This window comes from Pseudomonas baetica (assembly GCF_019733355.1).
In the GTDB taxonomy this organism is placed as follows: Bacteria; Pseudomonadota; Gammaproteobacteria; order Pseudomonadales; family Pseudomonadaceae; genus Aquipseudomonas; species Aquipseudomonas baetica_A.
In genome coordinates, this window is sequence record NZ_JAIHLQ010000017.1 from 33388 (window position 1) to 51684 (window position 18297).

General features: G+C 60.8%; 15 protein-coding genes. 6 read left to right on the plus strand and 9 right to left on the minus strand.

Translation table 11 applies throughout. From position 1 onward, the window contains the following. Positions 1 to 43: 43 nt before the first annotated feature. The 8 genes from K5E40_RS17050 to K5E40_RS17085 are packed head-to-tail and all read right to left on the minus strand — an operon-like array spanning position 44 to position 9032. A complete protein-coding gene (locus tag K5E40_RS17050) occupies positions 44 to 1174 on the minus strand; it encodes a glycosyltransferase family 4 protein (protein ID WP_221731827.1) in 1131 nt (376 codons plus the stop codon). Continuing rightward, positions 1175 to 2305 (minus strand): glycosyltransferase family 1 protein, encoded by a 1131-nt coding sequence (locus tag K5E40_RS17055; RefSeq protein ID WP_221731828.1) that lies wholly within the window; start codon positions 2303 to 2305, stop codon positions 1175 to 1177. It lies immediately after the preceding gene. Further along, complete coding sequence (locus tag K5E40_RS17060; protein ID WP_221731829.1) at positions 2289 to 3656, minus strand: glycosyltransferase family 1 protein; 1368 nt, start codon at positions 3654 to 3656, stop codon at positions 2289 to 2291. Before K5E40_RS17060 ends, K5E40_RS17055 begins: the two co-directional genes overlap by 17 nt. Further along, the gene (locus K5E40_RS17065) at positions 3653 to 4906 is read right to left on the minus strand and encodes an ABC transporter ATP-binding protein (RefSeq protein WP_221731830.1); all 1254 of its coding nucleotides are present in this window, start codon (positions 4904 to 4906) and stop codon (positions 3653 to 3655) included. The genes K5E40_RS17060 and K5E40_RS17065 overlap by 4 nt, the downstream gene beginning before the upstream one ends. After that, positions 4906 to 5703: an ABC transporter permease gene (locus K5E40_RS17070; RefSeq protein ID WP_221731831.1), complete on the minus strand. Its 798-nt coding sequence runs from the start codon at positions 5701 to 5703 to the stop codon at positions 4906 to 4908. The genes K5E40_RS17065 and K5E40_RS17070 overlap by 1 nt, the downstream gene beginning before the upstream one ends. Then, a complete protein-coding gene (locus K5E40_RS17075) occupies positions 5704 to 7146 on the minus strand; it encodes a mannose-1-phosphate guanylyltransferase/mannose-6-phosphate isomerase (RefSeq protein WP_221731832.1) in 1443 nt (480 codons plus the stop codon). It lies immediately after the preceding gene. A gap of 3 nt (positions 7147 to 7149) precedes the next feature. Further along, positions 7150 to 8121 carry a GDP-mannose 4,6-dehydratase gene (gene gmd, locus K5E40_RS17080; RefSeq protein ID WP_221731833.1) on the minus strand — a complete coding sequence of 324 codons (972 nt, stop codon included), beginning with the start codon at positions 8119 to 8121 and terminating at the stop codon, positions 7150 to 7152. Further along, complete coding sequence (locus K5E40_RS17085; RefSeq protein ID WP_221731834.1) at positions 8118 to 9032, minus strand: GDP-mannose 4,6-dehydratase; 915 nt, start codon at positions 9030 to 9032, stop codon at positions 8118 to 8120. The genes gmd and K5E40_RS17085 overlap by 4 nt, the downstream gene beginning before the upstream one ends. 427 nt (positions 9033 to 9459) lie before the next feature. Here K5E40_RS17085 and K5E40_RS17090 point away from each other — a divergent pair, with 427 nt between their 5' ends. From K5E40_RS17090 to K5E40_RS17115, 6 genes are all read left to right on the plus strand, one after another. After that, positions 9460 to 11025, plus strand: coding sequence for a glycosyltransferase (locus K5E40_RS17090; RefSeq protein WP_221731835.1), 1566 nt, complete (start codon positions 9460 to 9462; stop codon positions 11023 to 11025). Then, complete coding sequence (locus tag K5E40_RS17095; RefSeq protein WP_221731836.1) at positions 11019 to 12320, plus strand: glycosyltransferase; 1302 nt, start codon at positions 11019 to 11021, stop codon at positions 12318 to 12320. The genes K5E40_RS17090 and K5E40_RS17095 overlap by 7 nt, the downstream gene beginning before the upstream one ends. Then, on the plus strand, positions 12317 to 13471 hold the full coding sequence (locus K5E40_RS17100; RefSeq protein WP_221731837.1) for an acyltransferase: 1155 nt from the start codon (positions 12317 to 12319) through the stop codon (positions 13469 to 13471). Before K5E40_RS17095 ends, K5E40_RS17100 begins: the two co-directional genes overlap by 4 nt. Further along, the gene (locus K5E40_RS17105) at positions 13465 to 14280 is read left to right on the plus strand and encodes a class I SAM-dependent methyltransferase (RefSeq protein WP_221731838.1); all 816 of its coding nucleotides are present in this window, start codon (positions 13465 to 13467) and stop codon (positions 14278 to 14280) included. The genes K5E40_RS17100 and K5E40_RS17105 overlap by 7 nt, the downstream gene beginning before the upstream one ends. A 62-nt stretch (positions 14281 to 14342) precedes the next feature. Further along, on the plus strand, positions 14343 to 15527 hold the full coding sequence (locus tag K5E40_RS17110; RefSeq protein WP_221731839.1) for a DUF3142 domain-containing protein: 1185 nt from the start codon (positions 14343 to 14345) through the stop codon (positions 15525 to 15527). Continuing rightward, positions 15514 to 17652 carry a hypothetical protein gene (locus K5E40_RS17115; protein WP_221731840.1) on the plus strand — a complete coding sequence of 713 codons (2139 nt, stop codon included), beginning with the start codon at positions 15514 to 15516 and terminating at the stop codon, positions 17650 to 17652. Before K5E40_RS17110 ends, K5E40_RS17115 begins: the two co-directional genes overlap by 14 nt. On the opposite strand, the gene K5E40_RS17120 is transcribed toward K5E40_RS17115, so the two are convergent. After that, positions 17649 to 18278, minus strand: coding sequence for a LysE family translocator (locus tag K5E40_RS17120; protein WP_221731841.1), 630 nt, complete (start codon positions 18276 to 18278; stop codon positions 17649 to 17651). The genes K5E40_RS17115 and K5E40_RS17120 overlap by 4 nt on opposite strands. Positions 18279 to 18297 lie beyond the last annotated feature (19 nt).

The following is an 18297-nucleotide window of genomic DNA, read 5'->3' on the forward strand; positions in this document are numbered from 1 at the left end:
CGATCCCCCACTCGCCACAGAGGAGATATGTTTCAACCGAAAGTCAGGCGTAGGACAGCGATTTTTCTTCCAGCAATTCCTGATAAAGCGTCGTCCACTTGCGGCCCATTTCATCGGCTGTGAATAACTGCCGGTAACGGGCCTGCGCCTTCACCCCCATCTCTGCTGCGCGCAGCGGGTTTTCCCACAGGGTGCGCATTGCCTCGCGAAATGCCTGTGGATGACTCGGCGGCACCACCAGTCCCGTCTCGTTGTGGATGTTGATGTAACTGGTGCCGGTGCCGATCTCGCTGGAGATCATCGGTTTGCCGTACATCGCGCCTTCCAGCAGCGAGATGCCGAACGCTTCGGAGCGCAGGTGTGACGGGAAGACAATCGCGTAGCTCAATTGCAGCAACGCGACCTTGTCTTCATCGCCCAGGCGTCCGAGGAAATGAATGTTGCGCAGGCCCAGCGCTGCTGCCTGGGCGTGCAGTGCCTGCTCCAGCGGCCCGGCGCCGACGATGACCACCGGATAGTCCACATCTTTCATGGCGTCGAGCAGGATGTGCAGGCCTTTGTAATAGCGCATCACCCCGACGAACAGGAAAAACTTATCCCCAAGCTTTTGGCGCCAGTGGTCCATCCGCTCACTGTCCGCCTGTGGATAACCTGCTTTGTTCAAGCCGTAGGGAATCACCCGGGTCTTGTCCCGAAACTGCTGCAAGACATCGCTGGTGTGCAGGTAATTGGGCGAGGCCGCGACAATGCGGTCGGCGCTGGCGAGGAAGCGGTTCATCAGTGGTCGGTAGAGTTTGAGCAGGTGTTTTTGACGAATGATGTCCGAGTGGTAGGTGACCACGCTGGGTTTCTTGATGGCGCTGGCGAAATGCACCAGGTCCATGAACGGCCACGGGAAGTGATAATTGACCACGTCAGCCTCGGCGGCCAACTCGCGAAACTGTTTGAACACACTCCAGGAAAAACCGGTCGAGGCGAACTGGATGTCGAGTTTGGCGCGGTGCACTTCGTGCTGACCCAGATGCACCACCGGCGGATTCGGGTCGGCGCTGAGCGTCAGCACCTGGCCGTCGATACCGTGTTGGGCGCCGCTTTCGCAGAGCTGGAAGATCACTTGCTCGATGCCGCCGACCGAATCAGGCAGGTACGTCTTGAAAAAATGAAGAACTCGCATTCAACCTCCCATGGCCTGGCGGTAGGCACCGGCCGTAGCCTGTGCACAACGTTCCCAGGAAAAAAGCCGTGACTGCTGTAATCCGGCTTCTCGGCATGCCTGCCAATGTGCTTGATCGTCGATCAGTCGGCTCATCACGTCACGCAAGCCGTCTGCATCGTCAGCTTCAATATAGTTGCCGGCAGCGCCCGCCACTTCCGGCATCGCCGAAGCGCGGGTGATCACCACCGGCGTGCCGCTGGCCATCGCTTCCAGCACGGGCAGGCCGAAGCCTTCGTACAGCGACGGAAAAATCAGCGCACGGGCGCCGGCCAACAATTGCGCGACTTGTTCATCGGGCAGATAACCGAGCAGGCACACATGCCCGCTGGCCAGGGCCTGACGCAGTTCGTCGCTGAACTGTTCACGCTGCCAACCGGCCATGCCGACGATCAGCAGCGGAAAACGCTCACGCACGGCGTTCGGCAGCAGGGCATGGGCGCGCAGGGCCAGGCCCAGGTTTTTGCGCGGCTCAAGAGTGCCGACACACAGGAAGTACTCACGCACCTGGACCGCATGGGCCTTGAGCACGGCGTCGAGGGTGTGCGCCTCACGCGGATGGAAACGCTCGGAGACACCCAGCGGCGCCACGATAAAACGCTCGGCCGGCAGCCCGAAATGTTCCTGAGCTTCGTCGGCAATGGCCTGCGAGTCGGTCAGAATCAGCCGCGCTTGCTGTACGCCAGCCGCCAGTCGCCGTTCGATTTCCTTGAGTCGCGCAGGTGGCTGAGTGTCGGGAAAATGCAGGTGCGTCAGGTCGTGCAGGGTGATCACGGTCGGACCGTCGAAGGCCAGGGGCCACAGGCTCGGCTCGTGATACAGGTCGATGCCTTGGGTGCGGCCCTGATCGAAGCGTTTTTGTTCCAGCCAGCGCCGCGCCTGATAAGCCCCGGGAATCTGCCGCAGCAGTGGGGTCAACCGCGAATAGCCGGGCATGGCCGCTTCCGGCAGCGCTGAACTCCAGCCCCAGCCGTGAAACAACGTCACTTCAACATCGGGTTCGTTGCGCAAGGCGTTGACCAGTTCGGCGACGTAATGGCCGATACCGGTGCGCGGCGCCTGGAGAATCCGTGCGTTAAGGGCAATGCGCATGTTGCCTCGCTTGCGCCGCTGGCGCCTGCTGCACATTGCGCACGCTGCGTTCGGCCAGTTGCGCGCTGGCTTCGCGCCAACCGATCCATTGCCAATCGGCCACGTCGCGGGCGGCAGGGAACTGTCCGCTGCGCTGGAAGGTGTTGATCAGGTCGGCGAGGCTTTGCGGTTCCTGCAGATCGAAGTACGCCATGAACTCGCCGCCTATTTCGCGGAACACCGCAATGTCACTGCCCATCGCCGGCAAGCCGCGCTGCATGGCTTCCACCAGTGGCAGGCCGAAGCCTTCAACGAACGAGGGGAACACCAATGCACTGGCGTGGGCGTAAGCGTGTTCGAGGCTGGTGTCGTTCAGATCGTTGAACATGAACAGTCGCCGGTTCAACTCGGGATGATTGCGCACCCGGGCGAGCAGGGCGTCGCACTTCCAGCCAATGCGCCCGGCAATGCACAGTCGCGCGGTCGAGCCGGCGGCCCAGGCGCGGTCGAAGGCGTCGAGCAGGTATTCGTGGTTCTTGCGCGGTTCGATGGTGCTGACCATCAAAAACACCGGCTCAGGATTGGCGAACAGCCGTTGCAGGGACGGGGCCACGGCGGCCTTGGCGCTGTGCAGATCCAGTTCGGAACCGAGGTGGAAGTAATCGAACCAGTGTTTGTCGGTTCGTTCTGCACCGATCCGGCGCTGTAGTTCTTCGCGCACTTGATCGCGCACGGTGGCGGAAATCGCCATGTAGCCGTCGGCGGTTCGGGTGATCCAGTCGAACCACTCACTGAAGACCTGCACCAGCCGCGTGTCGTAGAACTGCGGATGGGTCAGGGGGATCAGGTCGTAGATCACCGCAATGATCCCTACACCCTCGCGTTTGAGCCGTTCTACAGGGCTGAAAAAATCCGAATGCCAGGACGAATCCAGTAACACCAGTTGGTCGCCGGTTTGATGCTGCAAGGGTGAACAGCGTTTTGGCAGTTGGGTCCGATTGATCGCCCCGATAAAACGTAACGGCAGGCCAAATACACCGAAGGCCGTCAAACGATACGAGACATACAGTGAGCGTCGCGCCAGTTTTGCTGTGCACTGGGCGTCGAGTCGTTGATGCCATTGCCCGAACCGATGGGCCATGCGTTCCAGGCGTTCGCCGAAACTGGCCAAGGCGTTGAACAGCGGGGTGTCCAGAGGTGCCAGGTGCTGTACACGGTAGAGTTGGCCGCGAAGCAGAATGACTGGCACGCATTCGACGCCCTCGGCACTCGAAGGCAATTGCTTGATGACGTTGCGCACCACTCGCTGGATGCCCGAGTTGACCTTCGGGTGTTTGAACACATGGGTGCATTCCACCAGCAAGCGGGTCATGGCGCGCGCTCGGCAAGTCTGGCTTCGGTATCACGGGTAATCGTGGTTTGGGCGTTGAGCCACGAACAGCCGACGAAATCTTCCTGACGATTGTTGATGACGTGAAATACCAGGCCGTAGTCCCGCCATTCGAAGTTGCGATCCAGATGAGAGTCCAGACGCGACAGGCTCAGCGACACCGAATAGTTGCCCTTGCCCAGGCCCATGATGAACGCAAAGCGGTAGGTGAAGCGTTCGCCGGCACGCAGATCGGTCAGTGCCTTGTCCTGGCGATGGGTGTTGATGCCGTACATCATCTGGCCCAGACGATCCTTGAGGATGAAGCCCAGCACCAACCGCTCAATGTCCTTGCGCACCTCAACCTGGACTTCCAGCACCACCGGTTGACCGACTTCGGCGGCGTCGATGCTGTGATCCTGTTCATCCAGTAAGCGCACGCCAAGAATGGCGGCTTCACCGGTACCCGACACGGTCTGCACTTCGCCGCCGGCGAGCATTTCCTGACGCACGACCTGGCCTTCGCGCTCGGCCATCAGCGCGTTGTAATAATCGAGCACCACTTCCGGTTTGTCGTACATGGCCATGCGGCCATCCTTGAGCAGGATCGCCGAGTCGCAGATCGATTGAATGGCTGAGCGATCGTGAGACACGATCAACAGGGTGGTACCGGCCTTGCGAAAGCTGCGAATGCGCTCGAAGCTCTTGTGCTGGAAGTAGGCATCGCCCACTGACAGCGCTTCGTCGACGATCAGGATGTCCGGTCGGCGGGCGGTGGCGACGCTGAACGCCAGGCGCATCTGCATGCCGCTGGAGTAGGTACGCACCGGGTGGTCGATGGCATCGCCAATCTCGGCGAAGTACTCGATTTCGGGCATCAGCGCTTCGATTTCTTCAAGCTGCATGCCCAGCAACTGCCCGGCCATGATCGCGTTCTGGCGACCGGTAAAGTCCGCGTGAAAGCCCATGCCCAGTTCCAGCAATGCCGCCACCCGGCCTTCGATTTCGATCTTGCCACCGGTGGGTTGCGTGGTGCCGGTGATCATCTTCAACAAGGTACTTTTGCCGGCACCGTTGGCGCCGACAATGCCCACCGCTTCGCCGGGTGCGATCTCGAATTCGACGTCTCGCAGCACCCAGTGCTGATGGTGGCGCAGGGGCGAGAACGGAATCAGCCACTCGGCCAGGCGCGCCCAGCGGTTGGGGTATTGCTTGTAGGCCTTGCTCAGGCCGGTCACACGGATATGCCCCATCAGAGTTCATCCACCATTTCGCCGACGCGCTGGCGGAACAGCCGCAGGCCGATGACACATAGCAACGCGCCCGCGACGAAGATCGGCAGCAGCGAACTCCAGACCGGCCACTGCCCGTAGAGGAACAGATTCTGATAGCTGGCGATCAGGTTGGTCAGCGGGTTGAGCTGCAACAGACGCTGAACCCATTCCGGAAGGATGCTGATCGGGTACACGATCGGTGTGAGCCAGAACCAGAATTGCAGGCAGATCGCGAAGAGCTGGCCGACATCACGGAAGAACACGTTGAGTACGCCAAGCACCATTCCCAGGCCGGCACAAAACATCATTTGCAGGATGATCAGCGGCAACAGCGCCAGCAAGGCCATGCCCGGCCATCGCCCGGAGACCAGCAGAAAGCCCAGAAACAGACCGATGATGATCGCGAAGTTGATCCCGGCATTGATCAGCACGATCACTGGCAGGCAGATCCGCGGGAAGCTGATTTTCTTCAGCAGGTTGGCGTTGTCCAGAAACATGGTCTGGCTGCGCAGGGTGATTTCCGAAAACAGTCCCCACGCCAGTAGCCCGGCGCAGAGGTAGACGCTGTAGGCCATGCTGTCGTCCACACCCGGCAGGCGCGCGCGCATGATGTGAGAAAAGATCACGGTGTAGACGACGATCATCGACAACGGGTTGAAGATCGGCCACAACGCACCGAACAGCGAATTGCGATACCGCGCTTGAAACTCTCGCTTGACGCTACCGAGGATGAATCCGCGGTAGCTGTGCAGCGAGCGGTACAGGGAAAGCAGCATTCAAACCGTCCTGCCGTAATGGTCTTCGAAGCGGACGATGTCGTCCTCTCCCAGGTATTCGCCGCTTTGCACTTCGATGATCACCAGGTCGATCACGCCAGGGTTTTCCAGGCGATGGCGGTGGCCGGCGGCAATGAACGTCGATTCGTTCTTGGCCACCAGCGTCGTGCCGGAGCCATTATTGGTGACCTTGGCCATGCCTTCGACCACCACCCAGTGTTCGTTGCGGTGATGGTGCATTTGCAGGGACAGCTTGCCGCCGGGTTTGACCACGATGCGTTTGATCTTGAAGCGCGGGCCTTCCTCCAGAACGGTGTAGGTGCCCCACGGACGGCTGACCGTACGGTGCAGGCGATAGGCTTCGTGGGATTTGTCCTTGAGCTGCTTGGTGACGCGCCGCACATCCTGGGCGCGGTCGGCGTGGGCCACCAGCACGGCGTCGGCGGTGTCGACGATGATCAGGTTATCCACACCCACTGTAGCCACCAGCCGGCCTTCGCTCTGGACAAAGTTATTGTGGCTGTCGATGAATATCGCTTCGCCGCTGGCGCGGTTGTTGTCGGCGTCGGCCGGCACCAGTGCGGCCACGGCGCCCCACGAACCGATATCACTCCAGTCAAAACCGGCGGGCACCACCACGACTTTTTCCGAGCGTTCCATCAGCGCGTAGTCGATGGAGATGTCGGTGATTTCAGCGAACAGTGCAGGCGATAGTTCCTGTTGCAGACAGCCGACGGTTTCCACCGGGGCGCTGGCGGCCATACAGGCGCGTGTCTGCTCCAGCAGTTGCGGCGCGTGCAGTTGCAGTTCGGCGATTACCGCAGCGGTGGTGAAGCAGAACATGCCTGAGTTCCACAGGAAGTTGCCGCTCTCCAGGTAATGCGTAGCCGTTTGAAGGTCGGGTTTTTCCACGAAGCGCTGCACTTTGGCCGCGCCTTTGGCGTCCAGTGGCGCACCGGTTTCGATATAGCCGAAGCCGGTTTCCGGTGCGGTCGGCAGCACGCCGAAGGTCACCAGGTAACCGTCCTTCGCCAGATTGACGGCGTGCTCGACGGCACTTTTGAGCGCGTCCTGATTGACGATCAAATGGTCGGCCGGCATCACCACCATGATCGCCTCGTCGCCATGCAACGCTTGCAGCGACAGGGCGGCGGCCGCGATGGCCGGGGCGGTGTTGCGCCCGGTCGGCTCCAGCAGGAAGTGCCCGCGATGGCGCGACACGTGGGCGGCGCAATAGTGGTCCTTGCTCTGGAAGTAGTACTCGCGGTTGGTCACCGTGACGATGTCACCCCAGCCGTCCAGCAACGCCGCTGCACGCTGATAGGTCTTGCCCAGCAGCGACTGGCCGTCGGGCAGGGTCATGAACGGCTTGGGATGGCCCTCGCGGGACACCGGCCACAAACGGGTACCGGCACCGCCGGACAGAATCACGGGGATCAGCATGGCCTACTCCTTGGCGACGCGTTTCATGTCCGCATCCATCATCATGCGGATCAGGGTGTCCAGGTCGGTTTTCGGCTTCCAGCCCAGCACGCGCTGAGCCTTGGCCGGGTTGCCGAGCAGCACTTCGACTTCGGCCGGGCGGAAAAACGCCGGGTCGATCTTCACGTAATCGCGGTAGTTGAGGCCGACGTGATCGAAGGCGATGCGGCACATTTCACGCACCGTGGTGGTGACACCGGTGGCGACCACGAAATCGTCAGGCTTGTCCTGTTGCAGCATCAGCCACATGGCCTCGACGTAGTCGCCGGCAAACCCCCAGTCGCGTTTGGCGTCGATGTTGCCCAGCGCCAGCTCCTGCTGTTTGCCTTGCTTGATGCGGGCGGCAGCGTCAGTGACCTTGCGGGTAACAAACTCGATGCCGCGCAGCGGTGATTCGTGGTTGAAGAGGATGCCGCTGCTGGCGTGCAGATTGAAACTTTCGCGGTAGTTGACGGTGATCCAGTGGCCATACAGTTTGGCCACGCCGTAAGGACTGCGCGGGTAGAACGGCGTGTTCTCGTCCTGCTGTTCAGCCTGGATCAGCCCGAACATTTCGCTGGTCGATGCCTGATAGAAGCGGGTGTGCGGGCTGAACTGGCGGATCGCTTCGAGCAGATGCGTGACACCGAGGCCATCGACAATGCCGGTGGTCACCGGTTGGTCCCAGGAGGCCGCGACAAAGCTCTGTGCGGCGAGGTTGTAGATTTCGTCTGGCGCCGATTTGATAACCGCACGCTGCACCGAGCACGCATCGGCCATGTCACCGTCCAGATAGACGATGTCGGCTTCGACGCCCATCTCGCGCAAGCGCCAGCGCGAATCGCTGCTGCGGCGCGCCACGAAGCCGTAAACCTTGTAGCCCTTGTCGAGCAGCAGTTTGGCCAGATACGCGCCGTCCTGTCCGGTGATCCCTGTGATCAAAGCACTTTTTGTCATTCTTGTCGTACTCGCGTCTCCCAGTCGGACAGGATCGCCCGCAGGGATTGTTGTGTTGTGATGACTGGCGACCATCCGGTGGTTTTGGCCAGTTTTGCGTGGCTGCCGCAAACGCGGCGCTGATCGGCGCGACGCATGCGCGCCGGGTCCTGAACCAGTTGCATCTGGACTTCGGCCAGGTCGCCCAACTGTTCGATGAGGCTGCGAATGCTTTGCTCGCGCCCTGAGCAGATGTTGTAAACCTGCCCCGGCTGACCTTTTTCCAGCAGGGCGAAGTAGGCCGATACGACGTCGCCGACATCAAGGAAATCACGCGTCACGTCAATATCGCCGACTTCCAGTTGCGGGGCTTGCAGGCCTTGTTTGATGCGATTGATCTGGCGTGCAGCGCTGGCGATGACGAAGCTGTCTTTCTGCCCGGTGCCGATGTGGTTGAACGGGCGCGCCACCAGCACCGGCCAGTGTTCGCTCAAGCCCCATTGCAGGCTGAGGAACTCCGCCGAGAGTTTGCTCACGGCGTAAGGGTTGCGCGGGCAGGGTGGTTGTTGCTCGGTAATCGGCAGATCGCTTTCGCCCACCTGGCCGTAGACGTCGCCGGAACTGACATACAGAAAAGTGCCTGCGAAGCCACGAGCCTTGAGAGCCTGCAGCAGATTGAGGGTGCCGAAAACATTGATATCGAGGGTGCGGGCCGGGTCGCGGAACGCTTCGGGGACGAAGGTCTGCCCGGCCAGATGAATCACCGCATCGGGCATTTGCGGCCACAGGTCGACAAGGCTGTTCGCATCCGTGAGGTCGTAGGGCGTTGCGGCAGGCAGCAGCTCCCACGATGAATCGGGCAAAGCCAAACGTGACTGAATATGTTGTCCCACGAATCCACTGAGACCCGTGATGAACAGACGCTTTTTCAAACAGCGACCCCTTGGTCTTGAACTTGCGCCACTTCCTACAGGCTTTGTTGGAAGGTCTGTCAGACCGGAGGAAAAAACCGGCAAGACGACAGGCGAAGTCTGTTGTTGTAGTTGTTTGGCATCAATCTGTGCCAATTGAGCAGCAATTTCAACTGGCCAAACCGTGACCGGTCAGTTCTCGTTAGCGTAGCCGGATTTATTCTCGCCGGGCGGTTCCCGGATCCTCGATGGATGTGTTTAGAATGCCCCTCGTCGCCATCTCCCGAGGTTCGCCAGAGGGGGTGCGCAACTGAGTGAAACCGACCACTAAAACAAGAACGAAGACGTACTGGATGACGAAGGACAAGTCTCGGTGATGCCGACTTGATCCGACGCCTGGTCGTCATAGCATGAAGCTGCCAGGACGGCAGTTTCATCGTGGGATGCCATGAATTTCATTCTCTACTCGGACGTCAACGACAGCTCCATCAGCCAGAGCCTCGGGCGTCCTGAATACAGCTACTACTTCGTGCTCAAGGCATATCGCCCGGTGCTGGAAAGCCTTGGGCGCGTGCATGTGGTGTCGTCCACCGCTGAGGTCGATGCACTTTATCGGCAACGGCTCGCCGCCGGCGAAGACAGTGTTTTCCTGTCATTCACCCCGCCACAGAAAACCCCGATCGATCTGCAATGCCCGACGATTTGTGTGGTCGCGTGGGAGTTCGATTCGATCCCCGATGAGCAGTGGGACAACGATCCGCGACAGGACTGGACGCAAATGCTCGCTCGTCAGGGACGGGTCATCACTCTGTCGAGCCACACCGCTCGGGCCATTCGCCGGGCCATGGGCGAAAACTTTCCGGTGTTGGTGTTGCCGACACCGCTGTGGGAGCAATTCTCGCCGGTTCGTCAGCAGCATGTCCCTGTGCCGGTCAATCCGGGCGCAACGCTGGCGATCAAGGGCTGCATTTTCGATACGCGCACACTCGAACTGTCTGCGCAGGCGTTGATCCCCAAACCACTGACGCCTGAGGAGCAAGCCGCGCTTGAAGCCGCCCGCCCGCCACCGCTGACCCTCAAGCGGCGCTTGGTCATCGCCCGGCATTACCTGCGCCTGTGGGCGTTGAACCAGGGGCGCGAGCAAGCAGAGCCGGTGCCACGGGTGAAGTTTCTGCACAACTGGTATTGGGAAGGCATTCGCGACCTGCTCTCGGACAACCTTCACGGCTGGCTCGAACAGCGCTTTGCGGCTGTCTGCGGCCCGCAAGCGGTGCCCGTGGATGAACCGCCGCCGCTGGATTTGCCGGACACCACATCAGTGGTCCAGACCCATGTCGACGGTGTGGTCTACGTCAGCGTGTTCAACCCCAAGGATGGCCGCAAGAACTGGCATCATCTGGTCACCGCGTTCTGCTGGGCCTTTCGCCAAACGAGCGACGCGACGCTGGTATTGAAGATCACCCAGAACGATCTGGCGTCCTACTACAGCGAGTTGATGACGTTGCTCGCCCAGCTCACGCCGTTCGCCTGCCGGGTGGTGGTGATGCACGGCTATCTGGACGATGCGCAGTACGCCGGGCTCTACAAAGCTGCCAGTTTTTACGTCAATGCCTCACGCTGCGAAGGCTTGTGCCTGCCATTGATGGAGTTCATGTCCAGCGGCAAACCGGTGATCGCACCAGATCATACGGCCATGGAAGACTACATCGATGACGCGGTGGCGTTCGTGGTCAAGTCCAGCGAAGAACTGACCATCTGGCCGCAGGATACGCGCATCATTTACCGCACCCTGCGTTACCGCCCCGATTGGGGATCGCTGCAAAACGCATACGAACAAAGCTACCGGATGGCCAAGACACAGCCGCAGGATTATCAGCGCATGTCTGCTGCTGCGGTGCAGCGCATGCACGATTACTGTGCCTTTGCCCCGGTGCAAAAACGCATGGCGGATTTTTTCGGGCGGGTACCGCCCGTCACCGATGCTGCGACAGTGACGGATAACGCCTCATGCTGATCATCATTCATTCGGAAACCAATCAGCACACCATTGCGCAAAATCTCGGGCGTTCGGAGTACAGCTATTACTTCGTGCTCAAGGAATATCGTCCGGTGCTTGAACGTCTTGGGCGTGTGGTGGAGGTTGGCGATCCGCAGCGTGAAGTCGATGTGCTCTATCGGGAGTGCCTGGACCGTGGCGAACCTTGTGTGTTCCTGTCGTTTTCCCCGCCCCATCGCACGCCGGTGCATCTGGCCTGTCCGACCCTGCCGGTGTTTGCCTGGGAGTTCAGCACCATCCCCAACGAAGCGTTTGCCGGTGAACCGCGCAACGACTGGCGTACCGTGCTGCACGCCTGCGGGGCGGCGATCACTCACTCCAGTTATACGGTCAACGCGGTGCGCGAGGCGATGGGCGCTGCTTACCCCATCGTCGCGGTGCCGGCGCCAGTCTGGGATCGTTTCGCGGCGCGGGGTGCGCAGTTGCAGAGGCATCCTGAGGGCGAATCGTTTCGCTTGAAGATCAGGGGGCTGGTGGTCGACAGCCGCGTACTTGATCTGAATGCGTTCGGCCCCAAACATTTGCGCCGCGGCAAGGGCATCGATTTTGCCGCGCCGGTTACCGAGCAGGAACTGGTGCTGGACGGTGTGGTGTATACCTCGGTGTTCAATCCGGGCGACGGCCGCAAGAACTGGGAAGACATGCTCAGCGCCTTCTGCGTGAGTTTTCGCGACGTCGACGACGCCACCCTGGTGCTCAAACTCACCCACCACGATGCCAAAGAAGCACTCAGCGACATCCTCCATCACCTGTACAAGAACCAGTCCTATCGCTGCCGCATCGTGCTGATTTACGGCTATCTCGCCGATTCGGATTACGAGCGACTGGTGCAGGCGACCCGCTATGTCGTGAATACCTCCTACGGCGAAGGCCAGTGCCTGCCGCTGATGGAGTTCATGTCGTGTGGCAAACCGGCGGTGGCCCCGCGTACCACGGCGATGATCGATTACCTGAGTGCCGATAATGCGTTCCTGATCGAGTCCACCGACGAACTCACGGCCTGGCCCCATGACCCGCGCAAGGCGTTCCGCACATTGCGTTATGTGACCAACTGGGCGTCACTGTGCCAAGCCTATAAAGCCAGTTATGACATGGCAAAAAACGATCCGGCACGCTATGCACAGATGTCGGCGCAAGCCGTCAGCAGCTTGCAAGGGTTTTGCAGTCAGGCGGTGGCCGAGCAGCGTTTGCAGGTCTTTCTTGCGCAGTTGTTCGAGCGCTGTGCTGGCGTCGTGGAAGCCCCTGAATCATGAACAGCAAACGGATCATGGACATTGAGGTCCTGCGCGCCATCGCCGTGCTCGGGGTGCTGTTTCATCACTTACAGGGCAGCCTGTTCACTGATCCGGTGCCGTTGCTGGAAAAAATCCATGGCTGGGCGCAACCGTGGTGGGGCGTCGATCTCTTTTTTGCCATCTCCGGATTCGTCATAGCCCGCAGCCTGATTCCGGCGCTGCGGGGCTGCACGACCCGTCAGGAATACTGGCAGCAGACACGCCTTTTCTGGCTGCGCCGGGCCTTTCGCTTATTGCCTTCAGCCTGGTTGTGGCTGGCACTGATGCTGCTGGCGTGCGTTTTTCTCAATCGCTCGGGGGCGTTCGGTACGCTGTACGCCAACCTGCAAGCGACGCTGGCTGGGGTGCTGCAATACGCCAACTTGCGCTTTGCCGACAGCTTCTTTCATTACGAATACGGCAGCAGTTTCGTCTACTGGAGCCTGTCGCTGGAGGAGCAGTTCTACTTGCTGTTCCCGCTGCTGATAGTGCTCTGTCGTAAACATCTGGTGTGGGCATTGCTGGCGCTGGTCGCCGTGCAGCTTTTCACGCTGCGCACCCCGTTGCTGATGGTGGTGCGTACCGACGCCCTGGCCTTGGGCGTCTTGTTGGCGATGTGGAGCGCACAGCCGAGTTATCAGCGCTGGGAACCGACGTTTCTGCGCAGGCCCTGGGCGGGAATTTGCGCGCTGCTGGTAATCAGTTTGTTGCTGAGCTTCATGGCCACCGACCGCTTCACGTTTGCCAATTACCGCATCGGTTCGATTGCTGTGCTCGGCGCGCTGCTGGTGTGGATCGCCTCGTACAACCGTGATTACCTGATGCCTGCCGGGGGCGTGCAGCGTTCTCTGGCATGGGTCGGCAGCCGTTCCTACGGGATCTATCTGATCCATATTCCGGCCTATCAACTGGTGCGTGAGCTGATCTTCCGTTTGCAGAGCGCTGGCCTGCCGAGTCCCGCGGGACACCCAATCATCACGCTGTTGCTGGCGTTCGGCCTGATCGTGCTGCTCAGTGAACTCAATTACCGCTTCATTGAAATGCCCATGCGCAACCGCGGCGCCGCGTTAGTCAAACGCCTCGGTACCTCGCGAACCGCCGTCCCATCCACTGGAGCCACTTCATGCTGAGCCTTTTCAAGAAACTGACGGCGTCGACGCCTGCACCGGCCCCTCTTGCGGCTGCCGAGAAGACCGACCCGTACATGCTCGGCCTGCACGATGCAATGCTCAGCGGCTGGTTCAATCAGGAAACCGGCGAGCTGTTCAAGGGCTTTGCGGTGACCGCCGATGACACGCTGTTGGACGTCGGTTGTGGTGACGGCGGCAACGTGCATTTCTGTGGCATGCGCGGGGCGAAGATCATCATCGCCGACATCGACGGCGCCAAGGTCGAGGCCACCCGTCAGCGCCTGAGCGACACCCCGGCACGCGACATCGAATGCCACGTCACCGACTGCAACCCGCTACCGATTGCCGACGCCACGGCAACCCGCGTGGTGTCGACTGAAGTCATCGAGCACGTCGACGACCCTGCGCAGTTTCTTGCGGAGCTGGTGCGCGTCGGCAAGCCGGGCGCGCTGTACCTGTTGAGCGTGCCGCACCCAAGCTCCGAAGACCTGCAAAAAGACATCGCCGCAGCAGAGTATTTCCAGAAGCCCAACCACATCCGCATCATCAGCGAAGCGCAATTCAAGGCGATGGTCAGCGAGGCGGGGCTGGAAGTCATCAGCCACAGCCAGTACGGCTTTTACTGGTCGATGTGGATGTTGTTGTTCTGGGAGGCCAAAGTCGATTTCAGTAACCCCGATCATCCGTTGCTCAACCACTGGGCCGACACCTGGCAAGCGGTGCTGGACTCGCCGCGAGGGGCACAAATCAAGCAGGCGCTGGATGCGGTGGTGGCCAAAAGTCAGGTGATCATTGCCCGCAAGCCTTGAACCTTTTGGCGCAGGGTTTTGTGTAACCTTGCAGCCTTGAGTTGTCAGGGATTGAGCAAGGTATGCGGTTTATTGTGGTTCTGGTTGCACTGATCTTGCTGTCCGCTTGCGAACAGCGGGACACGCCGCCGCTCGATCAACAACTCTACGTCTGGCAACGCCAGTGGACGCCGGCCCATGAGGCGGCGTTGCGCGAGAGCCGACGTGATTTTTCCACCCTGCGGGTGCTGGCGCTGCAAGCGTTCCCGAACGCCGGATGGAGCCGGGCACGCATTGATCCTGCGTTGTTGAAGAACGATGGGCGTGCGTTGATCGCGGTGATTCGTCTCGATGGGCAGCTCAAGGGGCTGGATCAACAGCAGGTTACGGCGCAGATCCTTCAACTGGTCAATGATTGGCAGGCGTTGGGCCTGACCCTCAGTGGCGTGGAGATCGACCACGATGCCGGTAATGCGCGGCTGCCGGCCTACGCGCAATTTCTCCGCGAACTGCGCTCGGCACTGCCGGCGTCTTTACCCCTGAGCATGACCGCGCTGCCGGCGTGGCTCGACAGTGCACAACTGCCGACATTGCTGGCCTCGGTCGACAGCAGCGTATTGCAAGTGCATGCCGTCAGTGACCCGCGCCGCGGTCTGTTCGACGCTGAGCAGGCGCAGCGTTGGGCCCAGGCCTGGGGCAAAGTCTCTGACAAACCGTTCTATCTGGCGCTGCCGGCCTATGGGGTGGCGCTGTTGCCGGATGCCGGTGGCGCGCCAGTGGTGGAAAGCGAAGTGCCGCTTGAGCGCGGTGGTCAGCGCCGCGAATTGCTTGCCGATCCCGTGCCATTGAGCCGACTCGCCAAGCAATTGCGTGAAGACCCACCTGCGCATCTGGCTGGGCTGATCTGGTTTCGCTTGCCGTTGGCCAACGACCGCCGCGCCTGGAGCTTGACCACGCTGCGCGCCGTTGCCCGGGGTGATGCGCTGCACAGCCAACTCAGCCTGAGCCTCAGCGAACAGAATGGCCTCTACGACATCAGCCTCGCCAATGTCGGCAACCTCGACAGCGCTTGGCCCGCCCGCATCACCCTTAAAGCCCGGGACTGCGAAGGCGCCGATGCGCTCGCCGGATACTCGTTGCAACAAAGTCGTGATCTGCTTACCTTCACCCGCTTGCGCGCCGGCCGCTTGCCAGCGGACGGGCAGCGCGCCATCGGTTGGGCGCGTTGCGCAATTATTGATCAAGGAGGTTCGCATGTTGACCCGTAATTGGCCCCGCCATCTGCTCTGCCTGAGCCTCAGCCTGCCGCTGGGTTCGGCGCTGGCCTGCGGCCCGGACTTCCCGATGCGCCTGCTCGACAATCGTGGGCAGACGCTGGCGGATCTGCCTGAAGGCAACTTCAACTTTGAGATCAGCCGCCTCGGCAAAACCATCGCCGGGCTGAAAAACGTCACTGCCGCCACATACAATCCCAATGATCTGTACGGTGAAGCGAGCGAGCCGAATGAGGCACGCGATAAAGCCGAACAGGTCGGTTTGACCGCCGAACAGCAAACGCTGGTCAAGCAACTGCGCGGTCTGACCGATGCGCGTCAGGTTGAGGTGCAGGGCGCCAGCCTGCCGCTGGAAGTCCGTTTATACGTGGCGGGCGCGGTGGCGTTTGCGACGGGCGATCATCCACTGGCGGTCGAATATTTTGGCAAGTTGCTGGCGCTGCCGGCCGATCAACGTCCATTGCGCAGCACGTGGGCCGCGTACTCCTTGGGGCGCACCTGGTTTGCCATGAGCCGCGAGATGGACGACGCGGTTCAGGCGCTTGAGCAATCGCGCGAAGCGTTCCGCCAAACCCGGCAGATGAGCATCGACGGCTTCAGTGACCCGCTGGAATTGGGGGTTGCCAGCCTTGGTGAAGAGGCGCGGGTGTTGCGCACCGCTGGCGATTGGAGCGGCGCCATCGAACTGTATGAAGCGCAAAACCTGCACGGTTCCGCCGTGGGTTACACCTCGCTGAAACAGGTGATGAATGAACTGGCCGAGTTGCCCGAAGCAGAACTGGCGAAGTGGTTGCAACGCAAAGCGGTGCAGCAACTGGTCACGGCGTCGTTGATCAGCCGCGTTGGCTGGTCATTTGATGAGCAACCGCCGAACGAGAAAAAACTCATCAAACTGCTGCAGAACAGCACGCGCGGCAGCCTGGAAAACGCCGATCGGCTAGCGGCGCTGAATTATCAACAGGGTGATTACGCCAGCGCCAAGGCCTTCCTCGAAAACGCGGGTAATGGCGGATTGGCCTGGTGGTTACGGGCAAAACTGGCGGTGCGCGATGGCGATAAAAACGCCGCCGCCGCAGCCTACGCCAAAGCGGCGCAGGCCTTCCCGCAGAACGAAGACTGGGGTTATCGACGCACGCCGGACTGGGCGTATGAAAGTGTGCAGCCCAAATGTCGGGTCGAGGGCGAGAGTGCGATTCTGGCGTTGCAACGGGGCGAATACCTGCAAGCCTTTGTGCAGTTGTATCGCAGCAATGACATCTATTGGTTTGATGCCGCGACGGTCGCTGAGCGTGTGCTGACGGTCGATGAACTCAAACAGTACGTCGACGAAAACGTACCGGCCCCGCCGGCGCTGACCCAGCAGGAACGTGACAACTATGTGTCGCTGCCGGTTGCTGCACGCCTGCGCGATCTGCTCGGTCGACGTTTGCTGCGCGAAGGCCATTACGCGCAGGCAGTCGGGTATTTCGACAGTGCCGATCTGCAGAACAAGGCCCGACTCTACGGCGAGCAACGAATGAAGGCTGACGCCGCGTGGTGGCCGACCAAGCGCGCCAGTGCGCTGTACAACGCAGCGTGGACGGCCCGCGAGTGGGGCATGGATATCCTCGGTTACGAGATGGCCCCGGACTACGCCACGTTCGGTGGCAACTACAGCCTGGAGACGGCCGAACTTAAAGTCGGTCCTCTGGTGAGTGACGCCGAATTGCAACGTCAGAAAGCCAGTGAAGCGCAACCGGATCAGCGTTATCACTACCGTTTCGTCGCCACCGAACTGGCCCGTAAAGCCGCCGATAATCTGCCGCACACCAGTCAGGCGTTTGCTGCCGTGCTGTGCAACGCCGCCGGTTGGAACAGCAGCCCGGACGATCAGAGCACGCTGTATCAGCGTTATGTGAAGGAAGGGCCGTACGTGCCGTGGGCTGTAGATTTCGGCAATCAATGCCCATACCCGGACTTCGAGAACGCCGATAAGCGTTACGTCACCCAGGTGACTGATGCCGTGCGCGACACCTTGCGGCCGTACAAGTGGCCGGTGCAGATCGGTGCGATTGTGTTGGGTGTCGGCGCCGCGTTATTGCTGATCACCCGGCGCCAGCGCAAGGGACGCAAAGGCTAAGCCTGCTGGATAAACGCCAGGCGCACAGCGAAGCCGATCAACAAACCGCCGAACAGCCATTGCTGCACGCGTTGAGCCGTTGGACTGTGTTGCAGCCAACGGCCCAGTGCGGCGCCGGTCAGGGCGTAGGCGCTGTCGAACAGCAAGCCTGCGCCGACCAGCATCGCGCCGAGCAGGGCGAATTGGCTCAGTACCGGTGCGCCGTCGGCGACGATGAATTGCGGCAACAACACTGAGCAGAACAGCAACGCCTTGGGGTTGAGCAGATTGGTCAGCAGCCCGCGCCGTATCGCTTCACGCCATTGCCCGCGGGTCTCGGCAATGTCGCTGGCATTCAGGTTCGGCACCAGCGTGCTGCGCAGGCATTGAATGCCGATCCACAACAGATACGCCGCCCCGGCCAGCCGTACCACTTCGAACGTCCATGGCGCAGCCTTGAACAGCGCCGCCAGCCCCAACGCCGCCAACGCCACATGACAGCTTCGGGCAATCGCCAGGCCTATCGCGGTGGCCAGTGCCGCGCCACGTCCCTGACGGGCGCCGGTCTGCAGCAACAGAATCATGTCCGGGCCGGGCAACAAATAGACCACAGCCAATGCCAGGAAAAACAGCCAGAGACTTGCCACGCTACACCCCTTTGATTGG

Coding starts and splice junctions, on each gene's coding strand:
- K5E40_RS17050 (WP_221731827.1), bottom strand. CDS start 1,174: ATGCGAGTTCTTCATTTTTTCAAGACGTACCTGCCTGATTCGGTCGGC.
- K5E40_RS17055 (WP_221731828.1), bottom strand. CDS start 2,305: ATGCGCATTGCCCTTAACGCACGGATTCTCCAGGCGCCGCGCACCGGT.
- K5E40_RS17060 (WP_221731829.1), bottom strand. CDS start 3,656: ATGACCCGCTTGCTGGTGGAATGCACCCATGTGTTCAAACACCCGAAG.
- K5E40_RS17065 (WP_221731830.1), bottom strand. CDS start 4,906: ATGGGGCATATCCGTGTGACCGGCCTGAGCAAGGCCTACAAGCAATAC.
- K5E40_RS17070 (WP_221731831.1), bottom strand. CDS start 5,703: ATGCTGCTTTCCCTGTACCGCTCGCTGCACAGCTACCGCGGATTCATC.
- K5E40_RS17075 (WP_221731832.1), bottom strand. CDS start 7,146: ATGCTGATCCCCGTGATTCTGTCCGGCGGTGCCGGTACCCGTTTGTGG.
- gmd (WP_221731833.1), bottom strand. CDS start 8,121: ATGACAAAAAGTGCTTTGATCACAGGGATCACCGGACAGGACGGCGCG.
- K5E40_RS17090 (WP_221731835.1), top strand. CDS start 9,460: ATGAATTTCATTCTCTACTCGGACGTCAACGACAGCTCCATCAGCCAG.
- K5E40_RS17095 (WP_221731836.1), top strand. CDS start 11,019: ATGCTGATCATCATTCATTCGGAAACCAATCAGCACACCATTGCGCAA.
- K5E40_RS17100 (WP_221731837.1), top strand. CDS start 12,317: ATGAACAGCAAACGGATCATGGACATTGAGGTCCTGCGCGCCATCGCC.
- K5E40_RS17105 (WP_221731838.1), top strand. CDS start 13,465: ATGCTGAGCCTTTTCAAGAAACTGACGGCGTCGACGCCTGCACCGGCC.
- K5E40_RS17110 (WP_221731839.1), top strand. CDS start 14,343: ATGCGGTTTATTGTGGTTCTGGTTGCACTGATCTTGCTGTCCGCTTGC.
- K5E40_RS17115 (WP_221731840.1), top strand. CDS start 15,514: ATGTTGACCCGTAATTGGCCCCGCCATCTGCTCTGCCTGAGCCTCAGC.